General features: G+C 70.7%; 26 protein-coding genes. 16 read left to right on the top strand and 10 right to left on the bottom strand.

Features of this window, described 5'->3' with window-relative positions; genetic code table 11:
• Window positions 1-80 precede the first annotated feature (80 nt).
• Both ABT130_RS38885 and ABT130_RS38880 read left to right on the top strand, forming a co-directional pair.
• Window positions 81-902 (top strand): GNAT family N-acetyltransferase, encoded by an 822-nt coding sequence (locus tag ABT130_RS38885; RefSeq protein ID WP_350964268.1) that lies wholly within the window; start codon window positions 81-83, stop codon window positions 900-902.
• Between the two features lie 105 nt (window positions 903-1007).
• A complete protein-coding gene (locus tag ABT130_RS38880; RefSeq protein WP_350929731.1) occupies window positions 1008-1229 on the top strand; it encodes an FmdB family zinc ribbon protein in 222 nt (73 codons plus the stop codon).
• A 77-nt stretch (window positions 1230-1306) separates the two neighbouring features.
• Here ABT130_RS38880 and ABT130_RS38875 read toward each other — a convergent pair whose 3' ends face one another.
• The 3 genes from ABT130_RS38875 to ABT130_RS38865 form a co-directional block, all read right to left on the bottom strand.
• Window positions 1307-1789: a helix-turn-helix transcriptional regulator gene (locus tag ABT130_RS38875; protein WP_350964265.1), complete on the bottom strand. Its 483-nt coding sequence runs from the start codon at window positions 1787-1789 to the stop codon at window positions 1307-1309.
• An 81-nt stretch (window positions 1790-1870) separates the two neighbouring features.
• Window positions 1871-3709 carry a dihydroxy-acid dehydratase gene (gene ilvD, locus ABT130_RS38870; protein ID WP_350964262.1) on the bottom strand — a complete coding sequence of 613 codons (1839 nt, stop codon included), beginning with the start codon at window positions 3707-3709 and terminating at the stop codon, window positions 1871-1873.
• Between the two features lie 165 nt (window positions 3710-3874).
• Window positions 3875-4492 carry a nuclease-related domain-containing protein gene (locus tag ABT130_RS38865; RefSeq protein ID WP_350929728.1) on the bottom strand — a complete coding sequence of 206 codons (618 nt, stop codon included), beginning with the start codon at window positions 4490-4492 and terminating at the stop codon, window positions 3875-3877.
• A 360-nt stretch (window positions 4493-4852) separates the two neighbouring features.
• Between ABT130_RS38865 and ABT130_RS38860 the strand changes: the two genes are divergently transcribed.
• From ABT130_RS38860 to ABT130_RS38845, 4 genes are read left to right on the top strand one after another with little or no spacing between them, the layout of a single operon-like run.
• Window positions 4853-6274: an amidase gene (locus ABT130_RS38860; RefSeq protein WP_350929727.1), complete on the top strand. Its 1422-nt coding sequence runs from the start codon at window positions 4853-4855 to the stop codon at window positions 6272-6274.
• A 38-nt stretch (window positions 6275-6312) separates the two neighbouring features.
• On the top strand, window positions 6313-6612 hold the full coding sequence (locus tag ABT130_RS38855; RefSeq protein ID WP_350964259.1) for a hypothetical protein: 300 nt from the start codon (window positions 6313-6315) through the stop codon (window positions 6610-6612).
• A gap of 35 nt (window positions 6613-6647) precedes the next feature.
• Window positions 6648-7010 (top strand): hypothetical protein, encoded by a 363-nt coding sequence (locus ABT130_RS38850; protein ID WP_350964257.1) that lies wholly within the window; start codon window positions 6648-6650, stop codon window positions 7008-7010.
• Window positions 7011-7054: 44 nt separating this feature from the next.
• Window positions 7055-7606 carry a Pycsar system effector family protein gene (locus tag ABT130_RS38845; protein ID WP_350964254.1) on the top strand — a complete coding sequence of 184 codons (552 nt, stop codon included), beginning with the start codon at window positions 7055-7057 and terminating at the stop codon, window positions 7604-7606.
• Between the two features lie 33 nt (window positions 7607-7639).
• Here the strand turns inward: ABT130_RS38845 and ABT130_RS38840 are convergent, their stop codons facing one another.
• A complete protein-coding gene (locus ABT130_RS38840) occupies window positions 7640-8602 on the bottom strand; it encodes a hypothetical protein (RefSeq protein ID WP_350964252.1) in 963 nt (320 codons plus the stop codon).
• A gap of 225 nt (window positions 8603-8827) precedes the next feature.
• Window positions 8828-11395: an aminopeptidase N gene (pepN, locus tag ABT130_RS38835; RefSeq protein ID WP_350964251.1), complete on the bottom strand. Its 2568-nt coding sequence runs from the start codon at window positions 11393-11395 to the stop codon at window positions 8828-8830.
• 219 nt (window positions 11396-11614) lie between these two features.
• On the opposite strand from pepN, the gene ABT130_RS38830 reads away from it, so the two are divergent.
• Window positions 11615-12235, top strand: a complete 621-nt coding sequence (locus tag ABT130_RS38830; RefSeq protein WP_350964248.1) for a mycothiol-dependent nitroreductase Rv2466c family protein — start codon at window positions 11615-11617, stop codon at window positions 12233-12235.
• 204 nt (window positions 12236-12439) lie between these two features.
• Window positions 12440-13849, top strand: a complete 1410-nt coding sequence (locus ABT130_RS38825) for an aldehyde dehydrogenase family protein (RefSeq protein WP_350929720.1) — start codon at window positions 12440-12442, stop codon at window positions 13847-13849.
• Between the two features lie 43 nt (window positions 13850-13892).
• On the opposite strand, the gene def is transcribed toward ABT130_RS38825, so the two are convergent.
• A complete protein-coding gene (gene def / locus ABT130_RS38820; protein ID WP_350929719.1) occupies window positions 13893-14381 on the bottom strand; it encodes a peptide deformylase in 489 nt (162 codons plus the stop codon).
• A gap of 97 nt (window positions 14382-14478) precedes the next feature.
• On the opposite strand from def, the gene ABT130_RS38815 reads away from it, so the two are divergent.
• Window positions 14479-14946, top strand: coding sequence for a ribose-5-phosphate isomerase (locus ABT130_RS38815; RefSeq protein ID WP_350929718.1), 468 nt, complete (start codon window positions 14479-14481; stop codon window positions 14944-14946).
• 3 nt (window positions 14947-14949) lie between these two features.
• Here the strand turns inward: ABT130_RS38815 and ABT130_RS38810 are convergent, their stop codons facing one another.
• Both ABT130_RS38810 and ABT130_RS38805 read right to left on the bottom strand, forming a co-directional pair.
• Window positions 14950-15096, bottom strand: a complete 147-nt coding sequence (locus ABT130_RS38810) for a hypothetical protein (protein ID WP_350964245.1) — start codon at window positions 15094-15096, stop codon at window positions 14950-14952.
• A gap of 91 nt (window positions 15097-15187) precedes the next feature.
• Complete coding sequence (locus ABT130_RS38805) at window positions 15188-16417, bottom strand: GNAT family N-acetyltransferase (RefSeq protein WP_350964243.1); 1230 nt, start codon at window positions 16415-16417, stop codon at window positions 15188-15190.
• Window positions 16418-16535: 118 nt separating this feature from the next.
• Between ABT130_RS38805 and ABT130_RS38800 the strand changes: the two genes are divergently transcribed.
• On the top strand, window positions 16536-17651 hold the full coding sequence (locus ABT130_RS38800) for a PP2C family protein-serine/threonine phosphatase (protein WP_350929715.1): 1116 nt from the start codon (window positions 16536-16538) through the stop codon (window positions 17649-17651).
• Between the two features lie 13 nt (window positions 17652-17664).
• On the opposite strand, the gene ABT130_RS38795 is transcribed toward ABT130_RS38800, so the two are convergent.
• Window positions 17665-18270: a LuxR C-terminal-related transcriptional regulator gene (locus ABT130_RS38795; RefSeq protein ID WP_350929714.1), complete on the bottom strand. Its 606-nt coding sequence runs from the start codon at window positions 18268-18270 to the stop codon at window positions 17665-17667.
• 188 nt (window positions 18271-18458) lie between these two features.
• Here ABT130_RS38795 and ABT130_RS38790 point away from each other — a divergent pair, with 188 nt between their 5' ends.
• Together ABT130_RS38790 and ABT130_RS38785 are read left to right on the top strand one after the other, a co-directional pair.
• Complete coding sequence (locus tag ABT130_RS38790) at window positions 18459-19766, top strand: M50 family metallopeptidase (protein ID WP_350929713.1); 1308 nt, start codon at window positions 18459-18461, stop codon at window positions 19764-19766.
• Between the two features lie 52 nt (window positions 19767-19818).
• Window positions 19819-20340, top strand: a complete 522-nt coding sequence (locus tag ABT130_RS38785) for a MarR family winged helix-turn-helix transcriptional regulator (RefSeq protein WP_350964240.1) — start codon at window positions 19819-19821, stop codon at window positions 20338-20340.
• A 41-nt stretch (window positions 20341-20381) separates the two neighbouring features.
• On the opposite strand, the gene ABT130_RS38780 is transcribed toward ABT130_RS38785, so the two are convergent.
• The gene (locus tag ABT130_RS38780) at window positions 20382-20888 is read right to left on the bottom strand and encodes a DinB family protein (protein ID WP_350929711.1); all 507 of its coding nucleotides are present in this window, start codon (window positions 20886-20888) and stop codon (window positions 20382-20384) included.
• 150 nt (window positions 20889-21038) lie between these two features.
• Here ABT130_RS38780 and ABT130_RS38775 point away from each other — a divergent pair, with 150 nt between their 5' ends.
• The 4 genes from ABT130_RS38775 to ABT130_RS38760 all read left to right on the top strand — a co-directional run bounded on the left by ABT130_RS38775 (window position 21039) and on the right by ABT130_RS38760 (window position 26594).
• The gene (locus tag ABT130_RS38775; RefSeq protein WP_350964238.1) at window positions 21039-22559 is read left to right on the top strand and encodes a serine/threonine-protein kinase; all 1521 of its coding nucleotides are present in this window, start codon (window positions 21039-21041) and stop codon (window positions 22557-22559) included.
• 3 nt (window positions 22560-22562) lie between these two features.
• Entirely contained in the window at window positions 22563-25370 is a 2808-nt protein-coding gene (locus ABT130_RS38770) for an AfsR/SARP family transcriptional regulator (protein WP_350964235.1), read from the top strand.
• A 77-nt stretch (window positions 25371-25447) separates the two neighbouring features.
• Window positions 25448-26053: a hypothetical protein gene (locus ABT130_RS38765; RefSeq protein WP_350964232.1), complete on the top strand. Its 606-nt coding sequence runs from the start codon at window positions 25448-25450 to the stop codon at window positions 26051-26053.
• Window positions 26037-26594, top strand: a complete 558-nt coding sequence (locus ABT130_RS38760) for an OmpA family protein (RefSeq protein WP_350964230.1) — start codon at window positions 26037-26039, stop codon at window positions 26592-26594. Before ABT130_RS38765 ends, ABT130_RS38760 begins: the two co-directional genes overlap by 17 nt.
• Window positions 26595-26782: the final 188 nt, after the last annotated feature.

The raw sequence follows: 26782 nt of genomic DNA, 5'->3' as shown, positions 1-26782 counted from the left end.
CCGCGCCACCCCCCCGCCCCCCCCCCACACGGCGGCATGCCCGTTGGCGCCGGTGATCCCCGATAGGCACAATCATGGTCATGACATGGACCTTCACCTCCGACATCGAGGCGTACGCGGGGATGGCGGAGCCGTGGCTGCTGCGGGATCCGGTCCGCAACACCGTTCCGCTCACGGTCCTGCGCGCTGTACGGAGCGGTCTGTGGGGCGATGACGTGCTGCTGGGCAGGCTGGAGCGCGACGACCGGATCGTGGCGACCGCGATCCAGACGCCTCCGCACCCCCTGCTGCTCCCCGATATCCCCGCCGACACCGTGCTCGGCCTCGCCACCGACCTGATCGAGAAGGAGAGGGCGATCCCCGGCGTGACCGGGCCGCTCCCGCTGGCCGAGGCGTTCGCCGCCTCCTGGTGGCGGCCCGAGGCCAAGCGCCGCGCGGAACGCCTCTACCGGCTCGACGTGCTGCTTGGCCCGGACCCCGCTCCGCCAGGGGCCTCGCGCGTGGCCGTCGCCGACGACCTCGATCTCCTGGTCCGGTGGGGCGAGGAGTTCCAGGCCGAGGCCGAGGCCGCCGGTCCCGTCGACCTGACCCCGCTGGTGGCCAGCCGGATCGCCAGACGGGAACTGCTCGTGTGGGAGGCGGGCGGGCGGCCCGTCGCGTTCGCCGGGGCCTCCTCGCCCATCGGCGGGATGTCCCGGGTCGGCCCCGTCTACACGCCCGCGGAGTTTCGCCGGAAGGGCTACGGCACCGCGCTCTCGCACGCGGTGAGCGCCAAAGTGCTCACCGAGGGCGCCGAGGAGGTGCTGCTCTTCACGGACCTGTCCAACCCCACATCCAACTCGATCTACCAGGCGATCGGCTACCGGCCGGTGGCCGACTACGCCTCCATCACCTTCGCCTGACCTTTCTCGGTGCGCGTCTGCCGCCCGCCCGGGGAGGCCCCGCGCGAAGAGACAGGACGTCGGCGGCACGGGTGCGCGGCGAGCGAGCCGGGTAACCTTGGGGTCATGCCCCGATACGACTTCCGCTGCCGCGCCTGCGGGTCCACCTTTGAGATCTCCCGTCCGATGGCACGCTCCGGTGAGCCGGCGCTCTGCCCCGACGGCCACGACGACACGGTCAAGCTGCTGTCCACCGTCGCGGTGACCGGCGGCTCCGCGAGTTCCTCGGCCGCGCCCCGGCCCTCCGGCGGCGGTGGCGGGTGTTGCGGCGGCGGCTGCTGCGGCTGACCACATCGGGAGTCTGCCACCCGGACCGGCCCGGACCGGCCCTGGGTGGCAGCTCGAGATGACCTGACCGCGACCGGTTATGCGGCGCGCTTGCCCTGGAAGGGCAGGAATCCCTCGGCTCGGTGCGGGCGGGCCGGCACGAAGGTGGGTTCGGTGGCGACGATCCGGTCGAACCGGAACGCCCGGATCGCGTGGCGCATGCGGCACATGCCGACGAGGTACCAGTATTCGCGGTGGACCATGCAGGTCACCGGGTCGACGTCACGGACTGTGATCCGTCCGGAGACGTCACGGTAGTGGAGGCGGATGACGAGGCCTGAGGTGATGGCGTTGGCGATCGTCCGGGCGCGGTCGGCGATCGGGGCGGGCATCGGCTCGGTGAGGGTCGTCAGGGTGGTGGCGACGATGTCGTCGTCGATCTCCATCTGCTCGAACGCATGACGCAGGCCGCTGCGAGCGGCGCCTGCCTGCGGACTCGACCCCAGATGCGCCATCGACAGGGCGAGGGCGGCGATCTCGGCGGCTGTCAGCGGGGTGGTGAGCTTCATGACGCTAGTCATACCCAGATAATACGTCCGAGCACTGACATTTTTTCGAACTTCCTATCGGGTAAGGCATCTCTACCCGATAGGAAGCCCAGGTCAGCGTGACAGCTGTGACAGGTCGCGCGAGGCGCCGGTGGAGGCGGAGGTGGTAAGCGCGGCGTAGGCCTGCAGCGCGGCGCTCACCGGGCGCTGGCGCGTCCGCGGCCGGTAACCGCCCAGGTCGGCCAGGAGCTTCTCCCGGCGGGCGGCCAGTTCCTCCGCGGAGACCTTCAGCTCGATCGAGCGGCCGGGGATGTCGATCGTGACGAGGTCGCCGTTCTCGACGAGCGCGATGGTGCCGCCCTCGGCCGCCTCGGGGGAGGCGTGACCGATGGACAGTCCGCTGGTGCCGCCGGAGAAGCGGCCGTCGGTGACCAGCGCGCAGTCCTTGCCCAGCCCCTTGCCCTTGAGGAACGAGGTGGGGTACAGCATCTCCTGCATGCCGGGCCCGCCCTTCGGCCCCTCGTAGCGGATCACCACGACGTCGCCGGCCTTGACCTTGTTGTTGAGGATGCCCTCGACCGCGTCGTCCTGCGACTCGAAGACCACCGCGGGGCCCTCGAACCTCCAGATCGACTCGTCGACCCCGGCGGTCTTGACGATGCAGCCCTCGGTGGCGATGTTGCCGTAGAGGACGGCCAGGCCGCCGTCGCGGGTGTAGGCGTGCTCGATGTCACGCACGCAGCCCTCGGACCGATCGAGGTCCAGCTCCTCCCAGCGGGCGCCCTGGGAGAAGGGCTTCACGGTGCGGGCGTTACCGGGGCCCGCGTGCCACAGTTCAAGGGCCTCGGGCAGCGCACGCGGCGACTGCGGGTCCCAGGCGTCGAGGTAGTCGCCCAGGGTGCCGCCGTTGACCGTGTAGGCGTCGCGGTGGAGCAGACCGCCCCGGTCGAGCTCGCCCAGGATCGCCGGGATGCCGCCGGCGCGGTGGACGTCCTCGACGTGGTACTTCGCGGTGGCGGGGGCGACCTTGCACAGGCAGGGCACCCGCAGCGAGATCTCGTTGATCTCCTTCAGCCCGAAGTCGACCTGGGCCTCGCGGGCCGCGGCGAGGATGTGCAGGATCGTGTTGGTCGAGCCGCCCATCGCCACGTCCAGCGCCATGGCGTTCTCGAACGCGTCCTTGGTCGCGATGGCGCGCGGCAGGACCGTCTCGTCGTCCTGCTCGTAGTAGCGGCGGGTGATCTCCACGAGCCGGCGTCCGGCGTCCTCGAACAGCTTCCTGCGTGCCTTGTGCGTGGCCAGGATCGTGCCGTTGCCCGGGAGCGCGAGGCCGATGGCCTCGGCGAGGCAGTTCATCGAGTTGGCGGTGAACATACCGCTGCACGAACCACAGGTCGGGCAGGCGTTCTCCTCCATCTCCAGCAGCTCCGCGTCGGAGACGGCGTCGTTGGCCGCGGCGATCATCGGGTCGATCAGGTCGAGCTTCCCGTTGGGGGTCTTGCCCGCCTCCATCGGACCGCCGGAGACGAAGACCGTGGGGATGTTCAGCCGGAAGGCGGCGAGCAGCATGCCCGGAGTGATCTTGTCGCAGTTGGAGACGCAGATCAGCGCGTCGGCGCAGTGCGCGTTGACCATGTACTCGACCGCGTCCGCGATCAGTTCGCGGCTGGGCAGCGAGTACAGCATGCCGCCGTGCCCCATCGCGATGCCGTCGTCGACCGCGATCGTGTTGAACTCGCGAGGGATCGCCCCCGCCTCGCGGATCGCGCCGGCCACGACGTCGCCGACCTCGCGCAGATGGACGTGCCCGGGGACGAACTGGGTGAAGCTGTTGGCCACGGCGATGATCGGTTTCCCGAAGTCCTCGCCGGCCACGCCCGTCGCCCGGAGTAGGGCCCGGGCCCCGGCCATGTTCCTGCCGTGAGTGACCGTACGAGACCTGAGGGCGGGCATGAGGCTTCTCCCATCATCGAAACCGTGGTCTATGAATGGTACGGCCACCGCTCAGCGCGTGAGACGACTGCCCATGCCATGAGACATCGGGTTCGTGACCACAGGTTCCGCGAACACCGCCGCTTCGCGGACACCGTGTGGGAGGGCCGGTGAGGACGGCCGAGGTCAGTTCTCCGGGTAGCGCGCGGGCAGGACCTGCGCGGCGACCTCGTAGATCCTGTCGATCTCGGTGTCGGTGAGTGAGCGCTCCCGCTTGGTGATCCATTTACGGACACGACTGCCGTCGAATACGTCGACCTCGCGGACGTTGAGGACCTTCCAGGGGATGGCCGGGCCGTAGATCGCCAGGGACGGCACGATCGCGACCTCCCGGCCGAGCTCCGCAGCGATCAGCTCGGCGGCCTGGGACGCCTCCCAGCGCGCCTCGTCGAGACGGGGCTTCTGGTTGAACGGGCCGTGGAACAGCTTGCGGTGCGACTGGACGCGGACGGGCAGGCGCTTGTCCCACTTCTCGGAGTCGACCGCGTAGACGCCGGTGGGACCCACGACCAGGTGGTCGATCTGGGCCTCGCTGCCGGGGATCGCGCGGGCGTGCAGGGTGCGGTAGCCCCCGCGCTCCAGCCGTTTCAACTGCATCTCCGTCCGCCGTTCCGCGACCGAGGAGCGCCGCCAGGCGGGCACCGACGAGTTGGAACGGGCGTGAAGCGCCGTGTCGACGATCGCGGCCACCACGGCGGCGGTGAAGCCCAGCTGCCAGCTGGCCAGCAGGATGGCCGCGAGCACGCCCACACCGACCGCGACGAGAACGCGTCGGCGCAGGTGGCGGTACTTGGGGTGATCGAGCAGGCTGCGCAGCGCGGCGCGCTCGACGGGTGCGTACGTAGACGCTGGTGCGGTGGGTCGAGACGTCGGCCGGTCCTCGGCCTGTCGGTCACTGACCCAAATCGGTGACGTAGTGTTACCGTCTTCTGGTACCTGACCGGAATCCACGTAACTCACGGTAGCTGACGTCCTCGGCGGGTGCCTAGTATTGCGTATCTCATACTTTTGTGACCGCCGTCACCCGCTTGGCGCTGCTATGAACCGGGTATCTACGGGCTTCCACTCTGGATAACCGCGCGCTCTGCGCCTACTGTGCGGGGCGTGGCTCACATTCACGATCTTAACGCTCTGGAGCAGGCGGCAGCCGTGCGGCGCAGGGAGGTCTCGCCCGTCGAGATCACCGAGCACTACCTCGACCGGATCGCCCGCCTGGACCCCCAGATCGGCGCGTACGTAACGGTGACCCCCGAACTCGCCCTGGAGCAGGCGCACAAGGTCGAGGCGAGGGTGCTCGCCGGAGACGATCCCTCGCCCCTGGCCGGGGTGCCGATCCCGATCAAGGACCTCAACCTCGTCAAGGGCGTGCCGATCCACTTCGGCTCGGCCACCTACGAGGACTTCGTCGCGCCGGTGGACGACAGCGTGGTCGAGCGGCTCAGGGACGCCGGGACGATCATGCTCGGCAAGACCGCGACGCCCGAGTTCGGGCTGCCGTGCTACACCGAGACCGCCGTCTCGGCGCCCAGCCGCACCCCGTGGGATCTCTCCCGGTCGGCCGGCGGGTCCAGCGGCGGCGCGGCGGCGGCGGTCGCCGCGGGCCTGGCCCCCGCCGCGCAGGGCAGCGACGGCGCCGGGTCGATCCGCATCCCCGCCTCGGTCTGCGGGCTGTTCGGTATCAAGCCCTCCCGGGGCAGGATCAGCTTCGCACCGATAGTGCCCGACCTGGCCGGTCTGTCGACCAACGGCCCGATCACCAGAACCGTCGCCGACGCCGCCGCGCTGCTCGACGTGATGGCCCACCACAACCCCGGCGACCTCTATCACGCGCCGCCGCCGGAACTCGGCTCCTTCCACGCGTACGTGGGCCGCGACCCCGGTCGCCTGCGGATCGCCCGCTACGCCGAGCCGCTGGTCCCCGGCGTCGTGGTGGACCCCGAGGTGCTCGCCGCCTACGAGCACGCCTCGGCGGAGCTGGCGGCGCTCGGACACGAGGTGGTCGACATCGCCCCGCCCTTCGGGCCGGACACGGTGCCGCAGTTCGTGACGCTCTGGTACGCGTTCTCGTGCATGCACCCGGTCGATCCGACCAGGCAGGACAGGCTCCGGCCGCTGACCGCCTGGCTGCGCGAGCGCGGCTTCGCCACCCCGGCCCCCGACTTCCTGCAGGCCCAGTCGGCGCTGCAGCTCGCCACCCGGTTCGGCCTGCTGGCGACCGACCCCTACGACGCGGTGCTCACCCCGACCGTGACGCAACCGCCCAGGCCCGTGGGCTGGTTCGAGGACGTCGAGGGCCCCGAGGAGACCTTCGAGCGGATGAAGCGGTTCGCCGCCTTCCCCGCCGTCTACAACGTCAGCGGCCAGCCCGCGGTCAACCTGCCGCTGCACTGGAGCGCGGACGGCCTCCCGATCGGCGTGATGCTGGCCGGCAGGTTCGGCGGCGAGGGCACCCTGATCTCCGTGTCGTCGCAGATCGAGGCCGCTCGTGGGGGTTTCTGGGGTGAGCGCAGGCCCACCACCTGGTAGTCCTCGACGGGCCGCCGGCCTGGGGTTACTTTTGAGACATGGACAGCGCGATCGAGGTCCTGGGCTTTCTCATCGGGGTCTCCGGTGGCCTGTTCCTGCTCATCGTCCTGCTTGTGACGATGACCGGCAGGATGCGCGACAGGGCCGCGAGGAGCACATCGGCGGGTGCGGTCTGGCTGGGGGGACCGTTCGGTAGCGAGCGCGGGGTCAGCGATGCCGTCCTGGTACTGACGGAGCGGCGTCCGAGCCTGCCCGCGGCACCTGAGGCAGACTGGGTCTCGCTCGCGGAGACCGCCGAGCCGGGGCGGCACACCGGTGGAGCGTCGGCGGCCTGGTGAGGCCCGGCGAGGGCCGGCGAAGGCGAGGTACGGAGATGCTGACCCTGACCTCGACAGAGGGGGACGACGTCCGCGGGGCCCTGCGCACCGCGGAGCGGCTCACCGGACTGCGCTTCGCCGCCTACCTCGGGCCGGCGATCGGCCCGCGCCGTCACTTCTCGGAGCGGCTGCACGCCGCGCTGGGAGAGGAGGCCGACAGGGCGGTGCTCGTCTTCGTGGACCATCGCGGGAGGGCGCTGGAGATCGTCACAGGTCCGCGGGCCAGGGTGTGGCTGCCCGACGCCGAATGCCGCGCGGCCGCGCTGTCGATGGCCGCGATCCTCGGTCTGGGCGACCTGGTGGGCGGGGTGGTCACCGGAGTCCTGCTGCTGGCGGACCGGGCGTCGCGGCGCGGATGATCCGTTCGCGCTGAGCGAAGATGATTTTCCCGGATAATCGGCTCGTGCTGAGGATCAGGTGGGACGCGCTGCTGGGTCGCTCTTCCAGGGGGTTCACGGCGGCGCGGGAGCCCGACATGATCATCGGCTACGTGCAGGAGGCATTCGCCGATGTCCGGGCGAGGGTCCGCAGGGAGGATGAGACGGCGGTCATCCTGCTGGTCACGACGGGCGCGGCAGCCGGTGCCGTCGTCGTCGGGCTGCTGAACGGGTACTGGAGGCCCGGCGAGCTGTCCAGCAAGATCGAATGGCTCTGGTGGACCGGCATGTTCTTCTGGCTGATGGGGATCCTCATGCTCGTCGGAGCCCTCTACCGCCGTACCGCGAGGCTGGCGGGCAGGACGCTGGAGAGACGCCGGTTCTATCCCGGGGGGTTCGGCGGCGAGGTACGGCCGGGATCGAGGCCCGGCGACAGGGTCGACCTGCTCGTCCTGGAGATCAGGAGGCTCAGCGCCGTCGGAGACGCCAAGCAGCGCTACATCCGCCGGGGCGTCTGGCTGATGCTGCTCTCCATCACCTGCTGCGCGCTGTCGGTGTTCGTCAGCCGGTTGCTCTGATCCACCCCGCCATAGCGCCGGCTCAGGGCCGGTTCAGGACTGGAGAAGCCGCACCAGGTGGCTGCTGATGTCCGTCAGCAGCGTCGAGGGCGTCACCGGGGCGCTCGCGACGGCGGAGAACAGGGCCGGCAGCCCCGGCAGGGGGAAGCCGTCGTCACCGGACGCCTCGGCGCCCACCTCGTTCTTGGCCAGGATGGTCCGGCTGCGCTCCCAGGCCTCGATGACCTCCTCGGGAGAGGGCACGCCGAACCCGTGGCCCACCGGAGCGGCGTGACGCAGCCGCACCAGCGGGGTCTCGGCGAAGGCCAGCGCCACACCGGCACGCAGGGCGAGGTCGTCGCGGCGGTCCGCTCGCACCCAGTCCATCGCGGTGCAGGGGTTGCGGCAGTCGGCCACGCAGGTGGCCAGCGCCCCGGCGACCTGGCTGTGCTGGCGGTCGAAGTAGGCGCGCCATCCCTCGGCGGGCTCTCCCGCCACGCGCAGTGTCCGGTTGACCGCCGACTGCTCGGCCTTCGTGTGATCGCACTCGCGGTCGCCGATCACCCCGAACCTGCTGTCCGGCGCGGTCAGGCCCTCCGGCCAGCGCGCGGGATCACCGGCGTTGCCGAGTACCGGCTCGAATGCGAGCAGCGGGAGATACTCGCTGGCGATGTGGATGGCGGCGACCATGGGGCTCAGCTCGCGACGGTGCCACCTGACCGCGATGACCTCCAGCAGCAGCCCGTACGCGGGCCGCAGCGATTCCAGCGCACCGCGTGGCTGCTCGCGGGGTGTCTGCGGCATCGTGCAGGCCCGAGCCCGCCGCCGCAGGTCACTCGGTACGGCCCGCGCCTCGGCGGCGAAGTCCTCCGCGTCGAGCGAGAGCAGCCGCTGGCCGAACTCGCACGCCGCCTCGATGTCGCCCGCCTTCTCCACGACACCGGAGGCGAGGGCTCCGATATCACCGAAGGCGTACCTCCTGGCCAGGGAGATGAGCAGATCACGTGCCGATTCCACGGGGGTGCCCTCTCTTGACTTCGCTTTCCGGGGCCGGACCCGGCGAGATCTCGATGACCGGACGGAGCCGGACATGGGGTGTTTCTTGCGGTTGACACCTATCTCTACCAGCGTTCGCCCCGAGGTGCTCAGGGCCGCCTGGCCTCAGCGGCCCGTGACGGCGCACCGGACGAACACCCCTCGCCCGTCCTGGCGAGGAGTGTCCGTCCGGTCTCAGCGGCGAGGTCAGCCCGTGGAGGCGTCCTTGGCCTGGGCGCGCAGGGCGCGGCCGATGCCGTCGGCGCCCTCGAGCAGCAGGCGCCGCAGGGCGTGCGGCGGCTGGTCGGCCGAGATGAAGTCCTGGGTCCTGGCGACCGTCTCGGGGGAGATGACCAGAGCCGGGTAGCAGCCGTTGGCGAAGTTCTGAGCGCTGTCGGAGGTCCAGGACTTCCAGATCCTGCCGATCTCCTCGAAGTACTTCGCCGCGTACGGCTCCAGCAGCTCCGGGTGGCGCGGGTCCATGAAGCCGACGATCGTCGAGCGGAGCAGCGCGCCGCTCAGCTTGCCCTCGATGATCGCGGCCCAGGCGTTCGCCTTGCCCTGGGCCGTCGGGATCGAGGCGCGGGAGAGCGCGGCGGAACGCTCGCCCGTCGCGGTGGCGTCGCGCAGCAGCTCCTGAGCGATGTCCTCCTCGCCGAGCAGGCCGCCGGAGACCAGGGCGCCGGTCAGCGTCCAGCGCAGGTCGGTGTCGACGGTGAGGCCGTCGAGCACGGTCTCACCGTCCAGCAGCCCCTTCAGGAACGCCAGGTCCTCGGTGGAGGTGGCGGTGGCCGCCAGCGCGTTCAGGTAGGCGAGCTGGTAGTCGGAGCCGGGCTCGGCACCGATGACCAGGTCGCGCAGCGCGGAGGCCAGCCGGGCCATGCCCTCCTCGCGCCAGGCGGGGTCGGCGTACTGCTGGAGGGCCAGGCGGGTCTGGCGGAGCACGGTCTGGGCGACCGTGATGTCGGTGATCGACTTGATCCCGGAGACGGCCAGGGCGAGATAGTCGCGGGCGGCCATCTCGGCGTCCCGGGTCATGTCCCAGGCGGCCGACCAGCACAGCGCACGGGGCAGGGACTCGGTGAACTTGCCGATGCCGCCGTTCACCACGGTCTGCAGCGACCGCTCGTCGAGCCTGACCTTGGCGTAGGTCAGGTCGTCGTCGTTGATCAGGATCAGGTCCGGCTGTACCTCGCCGACCAGTTCGGCCACCGCGGTGCGCGCGCCGACCACGTCCAGCTCGATTCGCCTCACCCGGACCAGCCTGTCGTCCCGCAGGGAGTACAGGCCGATGGCCACGCGGTGCGAGCGCAGCGTCGGGTAGTCGGCGGGGGCCTCCTGGAGCACGTCGAACTCGGTGAAACGGCCCTCGGGGTCGGTGGTGAACGACGGGCGCAGCGTGTTGACCCAGGAGGTCTCCAGCCACTCCTTCGACCAGGAGGACAGGTCGCGCCCCGAGGTGCGCTCCAGCGCGCCGAGCAGGTCCGCGAGCGTGGTGTTGCCCCAGGCGTGCTCGCGGAAGTAGTCGCGTACCCCGGCCAGGAAGTTGTCCAGCCCCACGTAGGCGACGAGCTGCTTGAGGACCGAGGCGCCCTTGGCGTACGTGATCCCGTCGAAGTTGACCTCGACCGCGTGCATGTCGACGATGTCGGCGGCGATCGGGTGGGTCGAGGGCAGCTGGTCCTGACGGTAGGCCCAGGACTTCTCGACGTTGGCGAAGGTGGTCCAGGCGCCCTGGCCCCAGCGGGTGGCCTCGGCCTGGCAGAGCACCGAGGCGTAGGTGGCGAACGACTCGTTCAGCCACAGGTCGTCCCACCAGCGCATGGTGACCAGGTCACCGAACCACATGTGCGCCATCTCGTGCAGGATCGTCTCGGCGCGGCGCTCGATCATCGCGTCGGTGACGCGCGAACGGAAGACGTAGTCCTCCAGGAAGGTCACGCAGCCCGCGTTCTCCATCGCCCCGGCGTTGAACTCGGGGACGAAGAGCTGGTCGTACTTCCCGAACGGGTAGCGGACGCCGAAGATCTCGTGGAAGAAGTCGAAGCCCTGCCTGGTCACCTCGAAGAGGTTCTCCGGGTCGAGGTGCTCGGCGAGTGAGGCCCGGCAGTACAGGCCCAGCGGGATGCCGTCGTGCTCGGAGGTCACCTTGTGGTACGGCCCGGCGCACAGCGCGGTGATGTAGGTCGACATCACCGGGGTGGGCGGGAAGTGCCAGCGCTTGGCCGCCTGGAGCGCACCGTGCTTGCCATGGTGCTCCGCCAGTTCCTCGGCCGAGTCGGGCGCCGCGTTGGAGATGACCTCCCAGTGGGACGGCGCGAGCACGGTCAGCTCGAAGGTGGCCTTCAGGTCGGGCTGGTCGAAGCACGCGTACATCCGGTGCGCGTCGGCCGTCTCGAACTGGCTGTACAGATAGACGCTCTTGTCGACCGGATCGACGAAGCGGTGCAGGCCCTCGCCGGTGCGGGTGTAGGAACAGTCGGCGTCCACGCGCAGCTCGTTGGTCTCGGCCAGACCCGGCAGCGGCAGCCGCCCGGTCTCCAGGTCATAGCCGCTCACGTCCAGCTCGACGCCGTTCAGGACCGCCTTGCGCACCTTCGCGCCGGCCAGGTCGACGAACGTCTCGGCACCCGGGCGGGTGCTGGTGAAGCGGACCGTGGTGACGCTCTCGAAGCGCTCCTCACCCTCGGTCAGGTCGAGCTCCACCGCATAGGACTGCACACTGAGCAGCCGTGCGCGCTCGCGCGCCTCATCACGGGTCAGATTGCCTGCCACTACCGCTCCCTCTTCACAACTTCCCCCGCTCCGTTGCTAGGGGGTGACTGAATCCTGCCATGTAAGGCCGCGACGCGCGGCGTTGGCACAACCTGTGGGCTGATCATTAAATTTGAGATTAAAGCCACGTGTAAAGGTATTAATCCACCCATGGAATAGGGAACTCGGCTGTCCGGGTTGTCGCTGTCGACGAAACCTTACGATCAGGAAGCCGAGAAGATGACTGAGCGAACCCCCGTTGACCTCTGGTTTGACCCCTTCTGCCCGTTCGCGTGGATGACCTCTCGCTGGCTGCTGGAAGTGGAGAAGGTGCGGCCGATCGAGCCGCGCTGGCACATCATGAGCCTCAACGTGCTGAACGAGGACAAGGAGGTCCCCGACAGCTACCGCGAGATGATCGCCAAGGCCATCGGCCCGGTCCGAGTGGTCACCGCGGTGCAGGAGAAGTACGACTCCGAGACGGTGGGCCGCCTCTACACCGAGCTTGGCACCCGTTTTCACAACCAGGGCAGGGTCAAGGAGCTCGACACGCTCCGCGAGACCGTCGAGGAGGCCCTGGAGGCCGCCGGGCTCGACCGCGCGTTCGCCGACGCGATGGACTCGACGGAGTTCGACGAGGCACTGCGCGCCTCGCACAACGACGGCATCGACCGGGTCGGCCAGGAGGTCGGCACCCCGGTGATCTCGGTCGAGGGCGTCGCCTTCTTCGGCCCGGTCATCTCGCCCGCGCCCAAGGGCGAGGACGCGGGCAAGCTCTGGGACGGGGTACGGCTGGTCGCGGCCACCGACGGCTTCTTCGAGCTCAAGCGGTCCAGGGACCGGCGTCCGATCTTCGACTGATCCGCGGGCTCCGTCCTTTCCCCGGGCCCGCCGGGCGTGACCGCGGCGGCTCCGGGGAGGCAGGGCACGCCCGGCCTCCCCGGAGCCGTGGTCCGCCGGGCCGGTGGAATCGCGGTTGTGTCCCCGTACAACGATGATCTCTGTGTGATCGCGGTACCCGCCGCACCCTCGCGAAACAGGGGCACGCGCGCAAAGATGAGGGGCATGCGTCACCTTTATCTGGATGGAGCCTGGCAGCCCTCCGCGTCGGGCGAGAGCATTGACGTGATCAACCCGGCGACCGAGGAACTGATCGACAGGGTGCCCGCCGGGACGCCCGCCGACGTCGAGGTCGCCGTGGCCGCCGCCCGCGAGGCCTTCCCCTCCTGGTCGGCGACGGCTCCCGCCGAGCGAGGCCGGATCCTCGCCGCCGCCGCCGGGCTGATACGAGAACGCTCCGACCAGATAGCCAGGATCATCGCCACGGACATGGGCGCGCCGTACGGCGTGGCGATGAGGGTGCAGACGCTGATGCCGGCCGGGGTGCTGGCCTCCTACGCCCAGCTGGCCGAGACCTACGACTTCGAGGGCGGGCAGGTCGGCAACTCCCGCGTCTTCAGGGAGCCGGCCGGGGTGGTCGCCGCCATCACCCCCTGGAACTACCCCCTCCACCAGGTCGTCTGCAAGGTGGGCGCCGCGCTCGCCGCGGGCTGCACCGTCGTGCTGAAGCCCAGCGAGGTGGCTCCGCTGGCGGCCTTCGCGCTCGCCGGGATCTTCGACGAGGTCGGGTTGCCCGCCGGGGTCTTCAACATGCTCAGCGGTTACGGCCCGGTGGTGGGGGAGTCCCTGGTCACCCACCCGGAGGTGGACATGGTGTCGTTCACCGGTTCCACCGGGGCCGGGCGCCGGGTCGCCTCGCTCGCGGCCGAGACGATCAAGCGGGTGGCCCTGGAGCTCGGTGGCAAGTCCGCCAGCCTGGTCCTGCCGGACGCGGACCTTCCGGCGGCGGCCAAGGCGACGGTGGCCAACGCCTTCCTCAACTCCGGCCAGACCTGCTCCGCCTGGACCCGCATGATCGTCCACCGGGACCAGTACGACGAGGTGGTCCGTCTCGTCGTCGACGCCGCGCGGAAGTACACGGTCGGCGATCCCTTCGACGAGGCGACCCGGCTCGGCCCGCTCGTGTCGGCGGCCCAGCGTGACCGGGTGATCCGCTACATCAACCGAGGCCAGGAGGAAGGTGCCCGGCTGGTCACCGGAGGCACCGACCGGCCGATGGAGCGCGGTTTCTACGTGGAGCCCACGGTGTTCGCCGGGGTGGAGCCGGGGATGGTGATCGAGCAGGAGGAGATCTTCGGCCCGGTCCTCACGATCATTCCCTACACCCGGGGTGAGGACGAGGCCGTCGCCATCGCCAACGGCACCCCGTACGGCCTGGCCGGTGCGGTGTGGGCGGGTGGCGAGCAGCGCGCGGTCGAGGTCGCACGACGGCTGCGCACCGGCCAGGTGGCGATCAACGGCGGTCAGTTCAATCCGCGAGCCCCCTTCGGCGGCTACAAGCAGTCGGGCCTCGGCCGCGAACTGGGCGAGTTCGGCCTTGAGGAGTATCTGGAGATCAAGGCGATCCAGCTCTGAGGGCGCCGGGCGCGGCTGTCCGCGCCCGGCCGGCCCCGCCGGATCAGGGCGCCTGGAGCAGGACCTTCCTGGCGGCGTCCTTGGCCAGCCGGTCCACGTAGAGCATGCCGTCGAGGTGGTCGGTCTCGTGCTGGAAGCAGCGTGCCAGCAGGCCGCGGGCCCTGAGCCGGATCGGCCGCCCCAGCCGGTCCAGGCCGCTTACCGTCACGCCGGCGGCCCGGGGCGTTCTGGCGTAGAGCGGGGTGCCGGTCTCGCGGCTGGGAACGGACAGGCAGCCCTCCTCGTCGAGGACCTCGGAGTCGTCGTCCACGGTCAGCTCAGGGTTGATCACGTGCCCCTTGCGGTTGCTGCAGTCGTAGACGAAGATCCTTTTCGACACGCCGATCTGCGGGCCCGCCAGGCCGACGCCCTGCGCGGCGTACATCACGTCGAACATCTCGTCGATCATGCGCCGCAGGTCGCGGTCGAACTCGGTGATCGGCTCGGCGGGCGTGCGCAGGACGGGGTCACCGACCACTCGGATGTCACGCATGTGGAGTTCTCTCTTGTAAGGGTTAGGTGAGCATAGGGACTATTACTCTAGCCGGGGCCGGGTAAAGCCGCCCGCGCACACCTGCGAAACTGGGTGGGTGCGTGTCTACATCGGTGCCGACCATGCCGGCTATGAGCTCAAAAACCACATCGTCTCCTGGTTGAAGGAGCACGGCCACGATGTCGTGGACTGCGGCCCCTTCGTCTACGACGCGGAGGACGACTACCCGCCGTTCGTGCTGCGCGCGGCCCAGGGCGTCGTGGACGACCCGGGCAGCCTGGGAGTCGTCATCGGTGGCTCGGGCAACGGCGAGCAGATCGCGGCCAACAAGGTGCGCGGCATCCGCGCCGCCCTGGCCTGGAGCGAGGAGACCGCCAGGCTCGCCCGCGAGCACAACAACGCCAACGTCGTCAGCGTCGGCGCGCGGATGCACCCGGAGGAGGAGGCGACCCGGTTCGTCGAGGTCTTCCTCAACACCTCGTACTCCGGGGCCGAGCGCCACAACCGCCGGATCGCACAGCTCACCTCGTACGAGACCATCGGCCAGCTCCCGCCGCTGCCGTAGTCCTCACCGCCTGCGCGTGGGCTCCTTGCGGGGCGCCTCGTCGCGCAGCGGGCGGCGGTCCGCGCTGTCCTGCTGCTCCTGTGTCGGGCGCGAGACATCTCGCGCCCGCATCGCGGTGATCGCGTTGATCTGCAAGCTCTGCAGTGCCATGCCGCAACCATAACCCGCCCGGCCCGTCCGGGCGGGTCCACTCCGGGCCCGGCCTGATCGGCGGGCCGGGCGGCCGCGGCCGTGGCCGTGGTCAGAAGATCGTGCCGCCCCAGGGGGCGGGATCCCACGACATCGCGGTGGACAGCTCCCGCAGGGCCCCCGCGCGTGACTCGCGTACCACCCCCGCCGCCAGCAGGGCCGCCAGCGGGCGCCCGCCCAGGTAGGCCGCGCCCAGCACGGAGACCGGCAGTGCCAGGTCGGCCGGATCGTCGCAGGGCACGCAGCGGGCGGCGGAGGTGTCGGCGGTCAGCCGCCAGCGGCGCGCGTTCCACGGGCAGACGTCGTCCTCGACGTCGATCACCACGTCCACGGGCGCGGAGTAGCGGCGGGCCGGAAGGGCCCGCTCGACGTCCACGACGCGGATCCACAGCTCGTCCAGCCAGCGCGCGTGGAGCATCCGGGGTTCGGCCAGCAGGTGGATCAGCGGGTCGTCCGAGGGCCGGTTCTGGGCGGTGACGTGCGAGACCAGATCGCGGTCCAGCAGGTGCCGCCAGAGCAGCGCGTAGGCGGCGGGATCGAGACCGAACAGTTCCTTGAGCCGCAGCTCACCGTCGAAGACGTCGTCCTCGGTCCAGCTCGGCCTGATCCTGAAGAGCGCGTAGCCCCGTGCGCCGTGATCGTCCTCGACGACCACGGCGCGCAGCGGTCCGGCGCCGCCCTGGTCGGCCTCGTGGTCGCTCAGCACCGAGTCCCAGCGCCCGGGCGTGCGGGCGTACAGTCCCGGACGCTCGTCGAGCGCCGACTCGTGGATCTTCTCGAAGGTGGCCCTGGCGTCCTCGGGCCTGACGATGCGCAACCGCAGATCCGGATCGACGGGGGCGTGCCGGGTGAAGGCCGCCTTCGCCGTGGGGATCCGGAAGACCAGGCTGTCCGCGGCCCTGCCGTAGCCGTAGCGTCCATAGATCGCGGCCTCGGAGGCGTAGAGCGCGGCGACCGCCTCACCCCGCTCGTGCAGGTCGGACAGCTGGCGGGTCATCAGCGAGGAGAGGACGCCCCGGCGACGATGGGAGGGCAGCACGCCGACCGCGGTGACGCCGCCGACCGGGATCGGGCCGCCGGGTACGTTCATGGTGAAACTGCACACCGCTGTGCAGCCGACGAGTAGATCGCCGTCGAACAGGCCGAGTGAGCGGTCGAACTCGGTGACGCCCAGGTACAGCTCCGCCCGGTGCGGAGGGACGGGAGAAGCGAACGCCTCCCCGACGACGTTCATCCAACCGGACCACTCGGCTTCGGTGATTGGACGCAGGCTAAGAGTCATTTTTCACACGGTAGATGGGACAAACAGTTCCGGCCAGCTAATATCCACGCTTAGTGATCAAGGCATTGGTCAAGTTGGCTGCCCAAATGGGGGATAGCCAGATACAGTCAGGCGCATCATGAGTTCCCGTCCGGTGCCGCTGCTTCCCCCGGCGCTCCGTGCGTTCCTGGTCCGCATCCCGCTTCTCGTCCCCATCGTGCGTCTGCTGCGCCGGGGCCCTCTGGCACGCGACAGAAACCTGCTCATCACGCTGATCCTGCTGACCCTGTTGATCGGTGTGCTGGCCGCGAGGGTCTCCATGGAGTGGTTCTCCCCGGCGCTCATGATCCCGATCACCCTGGTGGCCGGGCTTCAGCTCCGGCTGAACAGCCTTGTCAAGCTGCTGTGCGCGGTCGCGGCCTCGCTGATCTACGTGGCCGTGGTGCGAGGGGTGGACTACATCGGCCCCGGCCTGCTGGTCACCTTCGGTTTCACCGCCGTGCTGGCCGCGCTGATGGCCCGTACCCGGGGCAAGCTCGGCGTGCAGGGCCTGCGCGGCGACGCGATGCTGCTGGAACTGCGCGACCGTCTCAAGAGCCAGAGCGACCTGCCCTCGCTGCCCAAGGAGTGGGGCTCCAAGGTGGTGCTCAAGCAGGCCGGAGGATCCTCCTTCGGCGGTGACTTCCTGGTCTCCATCCGCGAGGGCGACACGATGGAACTCGCCCTGGTCGACGTGTCGGGCAAGGGCGTCGACGCGGGCACCCGGGCACTGCTGCTGTCGGGCACCTTCGGCGGGCTGCTCGGCTCGGTCGACGACTTCCTGCCCGCCTGCAACACCTACCTGCACCGCCAGCGCGAGGCCGAGGGCTTCGTCACCGCGGTCCACCTGCGGCTCAACCTCGCGACGGGCGAGTACGTCATCACCTCGGCCGGTCATCCCCCGGTGGTCAAGTACGAGTCGGGCGCGGGAACGTGGCGGGTCTCCACGGCCAAGGGCGTCGTCCTCGGCGTCGTGCCCGACCTGCACTGCGAGGCGGACCAGGGGATGCTCCGCAAGGGCGACGCGCTCATGCTCTACACCGACGGCCTGATCGAGCAGCCGGGGCGCGACATCGACGCGGGCCTCGACCGCCTGCTGGGAGAGGCCGAGCGTCTGGTGCCCTCCGGGTTCCGCGACGGTGCCCGTAATCTGGTCACCTCCATGTCGGCGGGGCACAACGACGACTGCGCCCTCATCCTCATCTGGCGCCCCTGAGGTGTGAGAGGCGTCAGAGCCAACCGGAGTCGGCGGCGATGCGCACGGCGTCGAGACGGTTGCGGGCCTGGGTCTTGCACATGATCCGTGACAGGTGGTTGCGGACCGTTCCCACGGAGAGGAACAGCTGGTCGGCGACCTCGCCGGACCTGGCGCCCCGCGCGACCAGCCGGAGCACGTCGAGCTCCCGGCGGGTCAGGGGGTTGTCCGCCGACCTCAGGGCCGCCACCGCGAGTTCGGAGTCGACCGCGCGGCGGCCGGCCGCGACCCGGCGGACGCCGTCGGCCAACTGCCCGGGGTCGGCCTCCAGGCTCATGAAACCGAGCGCGTGGGCGGCGAAGGCGCGGCGGACCTGGCCCGGGTTCGGGGCGCGGGAGAGCAGCAGGACACTGCAGCGGGGAGCCTCCTCGTGCAGCCGGAGGGCGGTGGTGAAACCGTCGGCCCCCGGCAGGTCGAGGTCGATGACCGCGGCCTCGGGCGCGTGCCGCAGAACGGCGGGGACGACCTCCTCGCCGTCGGCCACGTCGGCCACCACCCGCATGTCGCTCTCGCCCTCCAGCGACGCCACCAGCCCGCGCCGTATCAGGGGTAGGTGTTCGGCGACCAAAATTCCGATCAAAACGCTCCTATCTCTCGTCCTCACCATCATCAAAGAGTGATTGTGTGATCGCTTAATGTCAATGAAATGTGGCCGATCGGCAAAGTGCCCGCACGTGACCCGACGAGGAACGGGGCCGTGAAGGCCGGATACTTCGGCTAATCTCTTATGGGGCATTGTCGGTGAAACCGCGATGGGAGTATGAACCTGTGAGCTGGCTCTCCGTGGTCGGAGTCGTTGTGTTCCTCGTGGGACTGATGGTGTCGATCGGGCTGCACGAGATCGGCCACCTGGTGCCGGCCAAGCTGTTCGGCGTCAAGGTCACCCAGTACATGGTCGGTTTCGGCCCGACGATGTGGTCGCGCCGCAAGGGCGAGACCGAGTATGGGATCAAGTGGCTCCCGCTCGGCGGCTACATCCGGATGATCGGCATGCTGCCGCCCCGGCCCACCGACGCCCCGGGCAAGGTGCGCTCGGTCTCCACCGGGCCGTGGCAGGGCCTGATCGAGAACGCGCGTGACGTGGCCCTGGAGGACGTGCAGCCGGGCGACGAGAACCGGGTGTTCTACCGCAAGCCCTGGTGGCAGAAGGTCATCATCATGTCCGGCGGTCCGGCGATGAACTTCGTGCTGGCGTTCATCCTGTTCGGCGTCGTGCTCATGGGGTTCGGCATCCCCGTGCAGAAGACCGAGATCGCCTCGATCCCGCAGTGCGTGAAGACCGCGGCCGACTACGCCAAGAACCAGGAGTGCACCGCGGCCGACAGGCCCAGCCCGGCCAGCGTGGCGGGGCTGAGGCCGGGGGACGTCATCGTGGCCGTGGCGGGCAGGCCCGCCGCGAGCTGGGACGCCGCGACACGGGCCATCCGCGACCACGGCGCGGGGCCGATCGCGATCGGTATCAGGCGCGGGGGGCAGGAGTTGACCGTCAACGCCACCCTCATCGCCCAGGACCGCGAGTCGCTCGACGAGCCCGGCAAGATCGAAAAGGGTGTCGGATACCTCGGGGTCAGCCCGAAGATCGCCATAGAGCAGCAGAGCTTCGGCGCCGTGACCGAGCACATGTGGGACCTCACCTCGGCCACCGCCTCCGCGCTGCTCAGGTTCCCCGAGAAGATGGTGGGCGTCTGGAACGCCGCCTTCTCCGGTGACGAGCGTGACAAGAACGGCCCGATCGGCGTCATCGGCGTCAGCCGCATCGGCGGTGAGATCGCCGCCTCCGCGATCCCGCTGGAGAACAAGATCGTCGTCTTCATCAACCTGCTGGCGGGCTTCAACCTGGCGATCGGCCTGTTCAACCTGATCCCGCTGCTCCCGCTGGACGGCGGCCACATCGCCGGTGGCCTCTGGGAGGGTCTCAAGCGCGGCTTCGCGCGCGTCGCCCGCCGCCCCACCCCCGGCCACGTCGACATCGCCAAGGCGCTTCCGCTCACGTACGCGATCGCCTTCCTGATGGTCATCATGGCGGGCCTGCTGATGTACGCCGATCTGGTCAACCCGGTCCGCCTGGCCGGCTGACCGTCTTCTGCCGGGGGCGCCCGTCACCCCCCGCAGGCGTTAGGGTGGCGCCGTGAACGAGGGGACGCCCGGAGCGGTGATCGATGTGGCCCTGTTTCGGCTCCGCCGGATCTGGTCGCGGCCACTGCGCGCGCGCAGGGCCGAAGAGCCGCAGCGGCCGGTGCACATGTCGAACGTCATGGTCGTGCACGCCGTGCACAAGCTGAGCCTGGACGTGCCCGAGGTGACCGTGGGTGCCGTGGCCGAGCAGTTGGACGTCGATCCCTCCACCGCCAGCAGGCTGGTCAACGACGCGATCGGCGCGGGGCTCGTGGAGCGCGAGGAGTCGGCCGTGGACGCCAGGCGGGCCAGGCTCGTGCTGAGCGAGCGGGGCCGCCGCGTGCTGGAGGTGGTGGTCCGCCACCGGCGCACCTACCTGGACGGCCTGATGGCCGACTGGGACGAGCAGGATCGTGAGGTCTTCGCCCGGCTCCTGGCCCGTTTCGCCGATGCCGCCGTCGCCCGTCCGGCGAGCCCGGCCAACCTCGACCGGCTGATCGCCGAGACGCTGGCGGAGACCCCCGCCCCCAGCTGAGCCGCCAGCTGCCGGTCCGCCTGGTTTCTGGCGGGCCCTGCCTACTCCCCGGCGACCCCGTCGATCCGCTCGCGGATGATGTCGGCGTGGCCGTTGTGCCGGGCGTACTCCTCGATCATGTGGACGAGGATCCAGCGCAGCGACACGTCATGGCCGTGGCGTTGCGCCTTGCCCACGGTGTCGATGGGGAGTCCGGCGGACACCTCGCGAGAGTGGGCGATCTCCTCCCGCCAGCGGGCGAAGGCCTGCTCCGCCGTGGTCGTCTCCAGGGTGTCGAAGTCGCCGTCGGGATCGTCGTCGGAATAGTAGAACGGGCCGATGTCCTCACCGTTGAGGACGTTGCGGAACCAGTTGCGCTCGACCTCGGTCATGTGGCGGACCAGACCCAGCAGGGAGAGCGTGGACGGCTCGGCGGAGCGCAGGCGAAGCTGCTCGTCCGACAGCCCGGCGCATTTCACCGCCAGGGTCTCCCGGTGCCAGTCCAGCCAGGAGTGCAGCATGGTGCTCTCGTCGGCGATGAAGGGGGTGTCAACGCGCGTGTCGGTCATGGGGCCGATCCTTTCGCCGCAGGTGGCCGTTGTCATGAGTTTTTCGCAACCCGGCGGGCGCACGCCGGGTCCGCGAAGGTGCCGGCGACGAGTCGTGACGAGGGGGAGGGCTTGTCCCGGATGTAATCGTTTAATCGTAAGGTGACTCCGGTGAAGGCGATCGGGGGATACGAGCTCAGGCGTGAGCTGGGCCGGGGCGGTATGGGCGTGGTGCACCTCGCCACCACCCCGACCGGTGGCCTGGCCGCGGTGAAGGTGATCCACCCGGAGCTGGCCGGCGACCCGGCCTTCCGGCGGCGCTTCGACCGCGAGGTCACGGCGGCGCGCAGCGTGGCCAGGTTCTGCACCGCTCCCGTGCTCGACGCCGGGATCGAGGAAGGTGCCGCCTACCTCGTCACGGAGTACGTGAGGGGACCCGACCTGGCGCAGGCCGTACGCGAGCAGGGGCCGCTGACCGGCGCCAACCTGGAGGCGCTCGCGGTCGGGATCGCCACGGCGCTGCACGCCATCCACGGGGCGGGGGTGATCCATCGCGATCTCAAGCCGTCGAACGTGCTGCTGTCGCCGCTCGGCCCGCGCGTGATCGACTTCGGTATCGCCCAGCTCGTCGACCACCAGAGCCTGACCAGCCAGACGATCATGGGTACGCCCGCCTTCATGGCCCCCGAGCAGGTGCGCGGCGAGCCGCTGACGCCCGCGATCGACGTCTACGCGTGGGGCGGGGTGATCGCGTTCGCCGGCACGGGACGGTTGCCGTTCGGCGGCGGCCCGCCGCCGGAGGTCCTCTACCGGATCCTCAACGAGGGGCCGAATCTCGACGGCCTCGACGAACGCATGCGCGCCGTCGTCGAGCGGGCCATGGCCAGGGATCCCGCGCGGCGGCCGAGCGCCCAGCAGTTGCTGGACGAGCTGATCGGCGGCCGGCCGACCCCGGCGGCGGCAAGCCAGGTGGTCGAGCGGGCCTGGGCCGTCACCGGTGCGCCGGGCGCCCCCGAGGGACCGGTCACACCAGAGACACGGCCCGGAAGGAGCACACGGCGGTGGCCGTGGCTCGCGGGCGCCGCCGCGCTCGTGGCGCTCCTGGCAGGCGGATGGACCGCCTACGCCGGCCTCGGCGCACCGGCGCTGCCCTACCACGCGGACTTCGCCGAATCCTGGGCCGTCGGCGCGTCCGACGGTGGCAGGGCCGAGCAGGACGGTGTGTCCTACCTGCTGACCGCGAACCCCGGCTGGCGGCTGTGGAAGTCGGCGCCCTTCTCCGCCGAGCCCGCCGAGGGCATCGTGGTCAGCTCCAGGATCCGGCTGGAGCGGGGCTCGGGGGAATTCGGCGTCTGGTGCCATGGCGACGCGAGTACCGGTGACCGCTACGACTTCGCGGTCACCGGTTCGGGCAGCGCCTCGATCACCAAACGGCACGGTGGGCGGAGCACGGTCCTGCACGGGCCCGTACGGGTGAAGAAGTCAGCCGACAACCGGATCGTCGCCCAGTGCGAGCAGCAGGGGGACCGGGTCGCCCTGAGCATGTGGCTCAACGACGAACTGGTGAGCGAGGCCGCCGACACGCGGAACCCCTACGGCCCGGGGGACACCGGCGTCTACGCGGCGCCGGACACGGCCGAGCCCGTCCAGGTCAGGTTCCGCTCGTTCGAGCTTCGCCCGGCGAAGGGCTGAGCGGTGCGGTTCGGCGTGCTGGGACCGCTGCGGGTCCTTGACGGCGACCGTGACCTCACGCCCGGACCCGCCAAGCACCGGGCGCTGCTGGCCGCGCTGCTGCTGCGGCGAGGGCGGGTGCTGACCGTCGACCGGTTGATCGCCGAGGTGTGGGGCGAGGAGCCGCCGGCTTCGGCCGAGCCGGTGCTGCGGGTGTACGTGAGCGCGCTGCGCAAGGTGGTGGACGGGATCCGGACCGTGCCCGGAGGCTATCTCCTCGACGTCGACCCCGACCAGGTGGACGCGCACAGGTTCGAGCGCCTGGTGAGCGCCGGCAGGCGGGCCAGGGACGCGGGCAGGATCGCCGAGGCGGCCGACGAGCTGCGCGCCGCCCTGGCGCTCTGGCGGGGACCCGCGCTGGCCGGCATCGACTCGGGGCCGCTGCGGCTGGCCTATGCCGTACCGCTGGAGGAGTTGCGGCTCACCGCGCTCGAAGAGCGCGTCGAGCTGGACCTGGCGCTCGGCCGCGGTGCGGAGCTGACCGGGGAACTGCGCGCGCTCGTGGCCGCGTACCCGCTGCGGGAGCGGGCATGGGGGCAGCTCATGCTGGCGCTCAACCAGGCGGGACGCAGGCCGGAGGCGCTGAGCGCCTATCAGGAGGCGCGGCGGCTGCTGGTCGACGAGCTCGGCCTGGAACCCGGTGCCGAGCTGCGGGAGGCGCACGAGCGGGTACTGGCCAAGGACGCGTCTCCGAGAGCCGTGCCGAACGAGATGCCGCCGGACGTCGTCGATTTCGCCGGGCGAGAGCGCGTGCTGGACTGGATCCGCGGGGCGGTGCCCACGGCCGGTAGCGCGCCCGTCCACCTGGTGCTGCACGGCCCGGCGGGAGCGGGTAAGTCCGCGATGGCGATTCACGCGGCCACCGCGCTCGATTTCCCCGACGGACGGCTTTACGCCTCGCTCAGGGCCAGGACGCCGGGCGCGGTGCTGGAGGATCTGCTGCGCTCGCTCGGCTGCCCGCAGGGGGCCGTGCCCGCCGAGCCGGCCGAGCGGGCCCGTCTCTACCGCAGCATGGTGAGCGGGCGGCGGCTGCTGGTGGTGCTGGACGACGCGGTCGACGAGGCACAGGTGCGCCCGCTGCTGCCCACCGGGCCCGGCTGCCTGACGCTGGTGACCAGCCGCTCGCCGCTGCTCGGCCTGGAGGCGGCGCGCGCCTGCGAGCTTGACGTGTTCGATCCCGGCGAGTCCGTGGCGATGCTGGCCAGGGTGGTGGGCGAGCAGCGCGTGCGGGCCGAGCCGCAGGCGGCGGCGCGGATCGCGGCGCTGTGCGGCGGGCTGCCGCTGGCGCTCAGGATCGCCGGGTCCAGGCTGGCGCGGCGGCCGGACTGGACGCTGAAGCACCTGGCGGGACGACTTGAGGACGAGCGCGGCCGCCTTGACGAGCTCAGCGCGGGCGATCTGGCCGTACGGAGCAGCCTGGCGCTCGGCTATCACGCGCTCTCGGATCGGGAACGCCTGCTGCTGCGCCGCCTCGGTGCGCTGTCCGCGCCCGACTTCGCCCCGTGGGCGGCCTCGGCGGTCCTCGGCGCGCCCGCCGACCGGTTGCTGGAGGCGCTGGCCGAGGCGGGCCTGCTGCAGGTGCGCGGGCTCGACGCGACCGGCCAGGAGAGATACGGCTGGCACGATCTGACCAGGCTTTATGCCGCCGAGCGCCTGGACGAGGAGGGCGAGCCCGGGCAGGTCCTCGCCGTGGCCGGACAGGAGATCCTTGACCGCACCCGGCGGGCCAGGGCACTGCTTCTGCCCGCGGAGCCGGGCTCGGGCCAGACCCTGGCCCATACGGCGGAGCAGGTCATGGCCCTTGCGACCACGCAGTTCAGGGAGTCGGCCCGCTGGCTGGCCGCCGAGCGGGGGTTCCTGGTCGCGACGGTCGCCGACTTCCAGCGGACCGGCCTGGACGAGGCGGCCTGGCGGCTGGCCTTCTACCTGACGCCCTTCTTCGAGCTCGGCGCGCACCACGAGGACTGGCACACGGCCGCGGAGATCGGCCTGCGGGCCGCGCGGCGGATGGGCCACCGCCACGGCGAGGCGCTGCTGTTGCGGTCCACGGCAGACCTGCACCGGGTGCGGGGCCACCTGGTGGCGGCGGCCGAGGCCCTCCAGCGGGCGCTTCCGCTGGCGGAGGCGGGAGAGGTGGCACGTACCCGGCACCGGCTCGGCCTGGTCCATCTTGCCAGGGGGCGGACGCAGGAGGCGGAGGCGTGTTTTGTGGCCTGCCTGACCGCGTTCTCGGCCGCGGGCGACCAGCGCGGCAGGGCCGATGCGTTGCGCGCCCTCGGCGGGTTGCGGCGTGCGGAGGACCTGCTCGTCAGGAGCCTCGCGGCCTATCGCGAGCTGGGTGATCCGCGCGGCGAGGCGGCCGTCTCGCTCGACCTCGCCGGGCTCCATCTGGACCAGCGGCGCCCCGTCGAGGCGCGTGAGCGGGCCGAACGCGGTCTCGGTCTGCTCAGGCGGCTGGGGGATCGGCTGCCCGAGGCCGCGGGGCTGGTGATCCTGGCCAGGGTGGCCATGGCGGAGGGCCGGCCCGATGTCGCCCGCGGGGCCGCGGAGGAGGCGCTCGGTACGTTCCGCGAGCACGCGGACCGCAGGGGTGCCGCGCAGGCGCTACTGACCCTGGCCGCAGCTCTTTTGGACCTTGATGAGATAGATAGTGCAGTTGGTGCGATAACAAGCTCTATGGGAGAGTTTGACGTTCTCGGCGACCGGCATGGCCTCGCCGGGGCAGAAGAACTCGCCGGCGAGGTACGGCGCCGTCGCGGCCTGCGCCTTTAGCGCACTATGCGGATCCTGAAGGTGTCCTGCCTACGGTCGGGTTCGATTCGATCCATGACGGCTAGAGGTGGGACGCGTTGAGAAGAGGAATCACACCGGCGGTGGCCGCGTCCGCGCTGGCGATCGTGCTGGCCGGTTGCGGGGTGCTTCCCGGGCAGCAGCGCGGCGGTGGCGGCGAGGAGAAGCAGGCCACCGGCTCCACCGAGCCTTCCGGGTCCGCCGAGCCTTCCGAAGCCGCTGGGGCCGCCGAGCAGCAGGCCGCGCCCGCCGAGCAGGGCGAGGTGATCGCCGATAGGGAGGTCAAAGCCGGTGGTGCCGACCTGACCGTGCAGATCACCGGCCTCAAGCGGCAGGGCCGGCTCTCCACGCTGACCTGGACGGTCACCAACAAGGGCGACGAGCGCTGGCAGATGAACAGCGACATGGGGGACACCCCCGGTGGCCTCGGCCTGACCGTGGCGGGGATCAGCCTGGTCGACCCGGTCAACGGCAAGCGGTACACCGTCGCGCGCACGGGCAAGTACCCCAGGGCCAAGTGCCTGTGCTCCGACTACGACGTGTTCACCGAGCCGGGCGAGGTGCTGCCGCTGCACGCCACGTTCGCCGCCCCGCCGCCGGACGTCACGAAGATCAATGTGGACCTCAAGGTGCTGGGCGTGTTCACCGATGTCCCGATCTCCTGAGCGTCTCGCGGTCCTCACGCTCGCGCTCACCCTGGTGGCGGGCCCGGCCGCGGTCGCGTGGGCGGATCCGGAGGACGCCGTGGCCGGGGTGGAGGACATCGTCGCCCCCGTCGAGGACGTCATCGCCGAGGTGGAGTCGCTCGACGGCGCCGAGAGCGAGTCCAAGCAGGGTGATCAGGTCACCGTGGCGCTCACCAGCGACGTGCTGTTCGCGCTTGACAGGGCCGCGCTGACGCCGCAGGCGCGACAGCGGCTGCGGCGGGTCGCCGAGCGGCTCCAGGCCGACTCCGCGGGCGGGATGGTCAGGATCGAGGGGCACACCGACGACCAGGGGACCGACGCCTACAACGACGCGCTGTCCCTGCGGCGGGCGCGGGCCGTGCGGCAGGTCCTTGCGCAGCAGCTGTCACACGTGACCTTTCAGGCCGTGGGTTTCGGCGAGAGACGGCCCAGGGTGCCCAACGCCGTCCAGGGACGGCCGGTGAAGGAGAACCAGGCGAAGAACCGGCGGGTGGAGATCGTCTTCGACGCCAAGCGGTGATCCGAGCCCTGTCCGGCGTATCGGTGCGCCGGTGCGTCGAGCCCCGATCCGTCACGGCGGCCGGTCTGTGGCTCGGGGCGGGACGTCGGGCGAAGGAACGGAAGGGACCGGGTCCGACCCCGTTTCCTTCCCGGTGTTCTCCCCGGCATGGGTGGCCAAGCACACCGGGGCGTGCTTGGCCACCCATG

The organism is Streptosporangium sp. NPDC001681 (assembly GCF_040298085.1).
Taxonomy (GTDB): domain Bacteria; phylum Actinomycetota; class Actinomycetes; order Streptosporangiales; family Streptosporangiaceae; genus Streptosporangium.
Note: the sequence above shows the minus strand (reverse complement) of the source record. Positions and strands in the feature narration are given on the sequence as shown.

What these genes read in the sequence shown, in the direction of transcription:
- ABT130_RS38885 (WP_350964268.1), top strand. Translation starts at nt 81, where the DNA reads ATGACATGGACCTTCACCTCCGACATCGAGGCGTACGCGGGGATGGCG.
- ABT130_RS38880 (WP_350929731.1), top strand. Translation starts at nt 1,008, where the DNA reads ATGCCCCGATACGACTTCCGCTGCCGCGCCTGCGGGTCCACCTTTGAG.
- ABT130_RS38875 (WP_350964265.1), bottom strand. Translation starts at nt 1,789, where the DNA reads ATGACTAGCGTCATGAAGCTCACCACCCCGCTGACAGCCGCCGAGATC.
- ilvD (WP_350964262.1), bottom strand. Translation starts at nt 3,709, where the DNA reads ATGCCCGCCCTCAGGTCTCGTACGGTCACTCACGGCAGGAACATGGCC.
- ABT130_RS38855 (WP_350964259.1), top strand. Translation starts at nt 6,313, where the DNA reads ATGGACAGCGCGATCGAGGTCCTGGGCTTTCTCATCGGGGTCTCCGGT.
- ABT130_RS38850 (WP_350964257.1), top strand. Translation starts at nt 6,648, where the DNA reads ATGCTGACCCTGACCTCGACAGAGGGGGACGACGTCCGCGGGGCCCTG.
- ABT130_RS38830 (WP_350964248.1), top strand. Translation starts at nt 11,615, where the DNA reads ATGACTGAGCGAACCCCCGTTGACCTCTGGTTTGACCCCTTCTGCCCG.
- ABT130_RS38825 (WP_350929720.1), top strand. Translation starts at nt 12,440, where the DNA reads ATGCGTCACCTTTATCTGGATGGAGCCTGGCAGCCCTCCGCGTCGGGC.
- def (WP_350929719.1), bottom strand. Translation starts at nt 14,381, where the DNA reads ATGCGTGACATCCGAGTGGTCGGTGACCCCGTCCTGCGCACGCCCGCC.
- ABT130_RS38810 (WP_350964245.1), bottom strand. Translation starts at nt 15,096, where the DNA reads ATGGCACTGCAGAGCTTGCAGATCAACGCGATCACCGCGATGCGGGCG.
- ABT130_RS38805 (WP_350964243.1), bottom strand. Translation starts at nt 16,417, where the DNA reads ATGACTCTTAGCCTGCGTCCAATCACCGAAGCCGAGTGGTCCGGTTGG.
- ABT130_RS38800 (WP_350929715.1), top strand. Translation starts at nt 16,536, where the DNA reads ATGAGTTCCCGTCCGGTGCCGCTGCTTCCCCCGGCGCTCCGTGCGTTC.
- ABT130_RS38780 (WP_350929711.1), bottom strand. Translation starts at nt 20,888, where the DNA reads ATGACCGACACGCGCGTTGACACCCCCTTCATCGCCGACGAGAGCACC.
- ABT130_RS38760 (WP_350964230.1), top strand. Translation starts at nt 26,037, where the DNA reads ATGTCCCGATCTCCTGAGCGTCTCGCGGTCCTCACGCTCGCGCTCACC.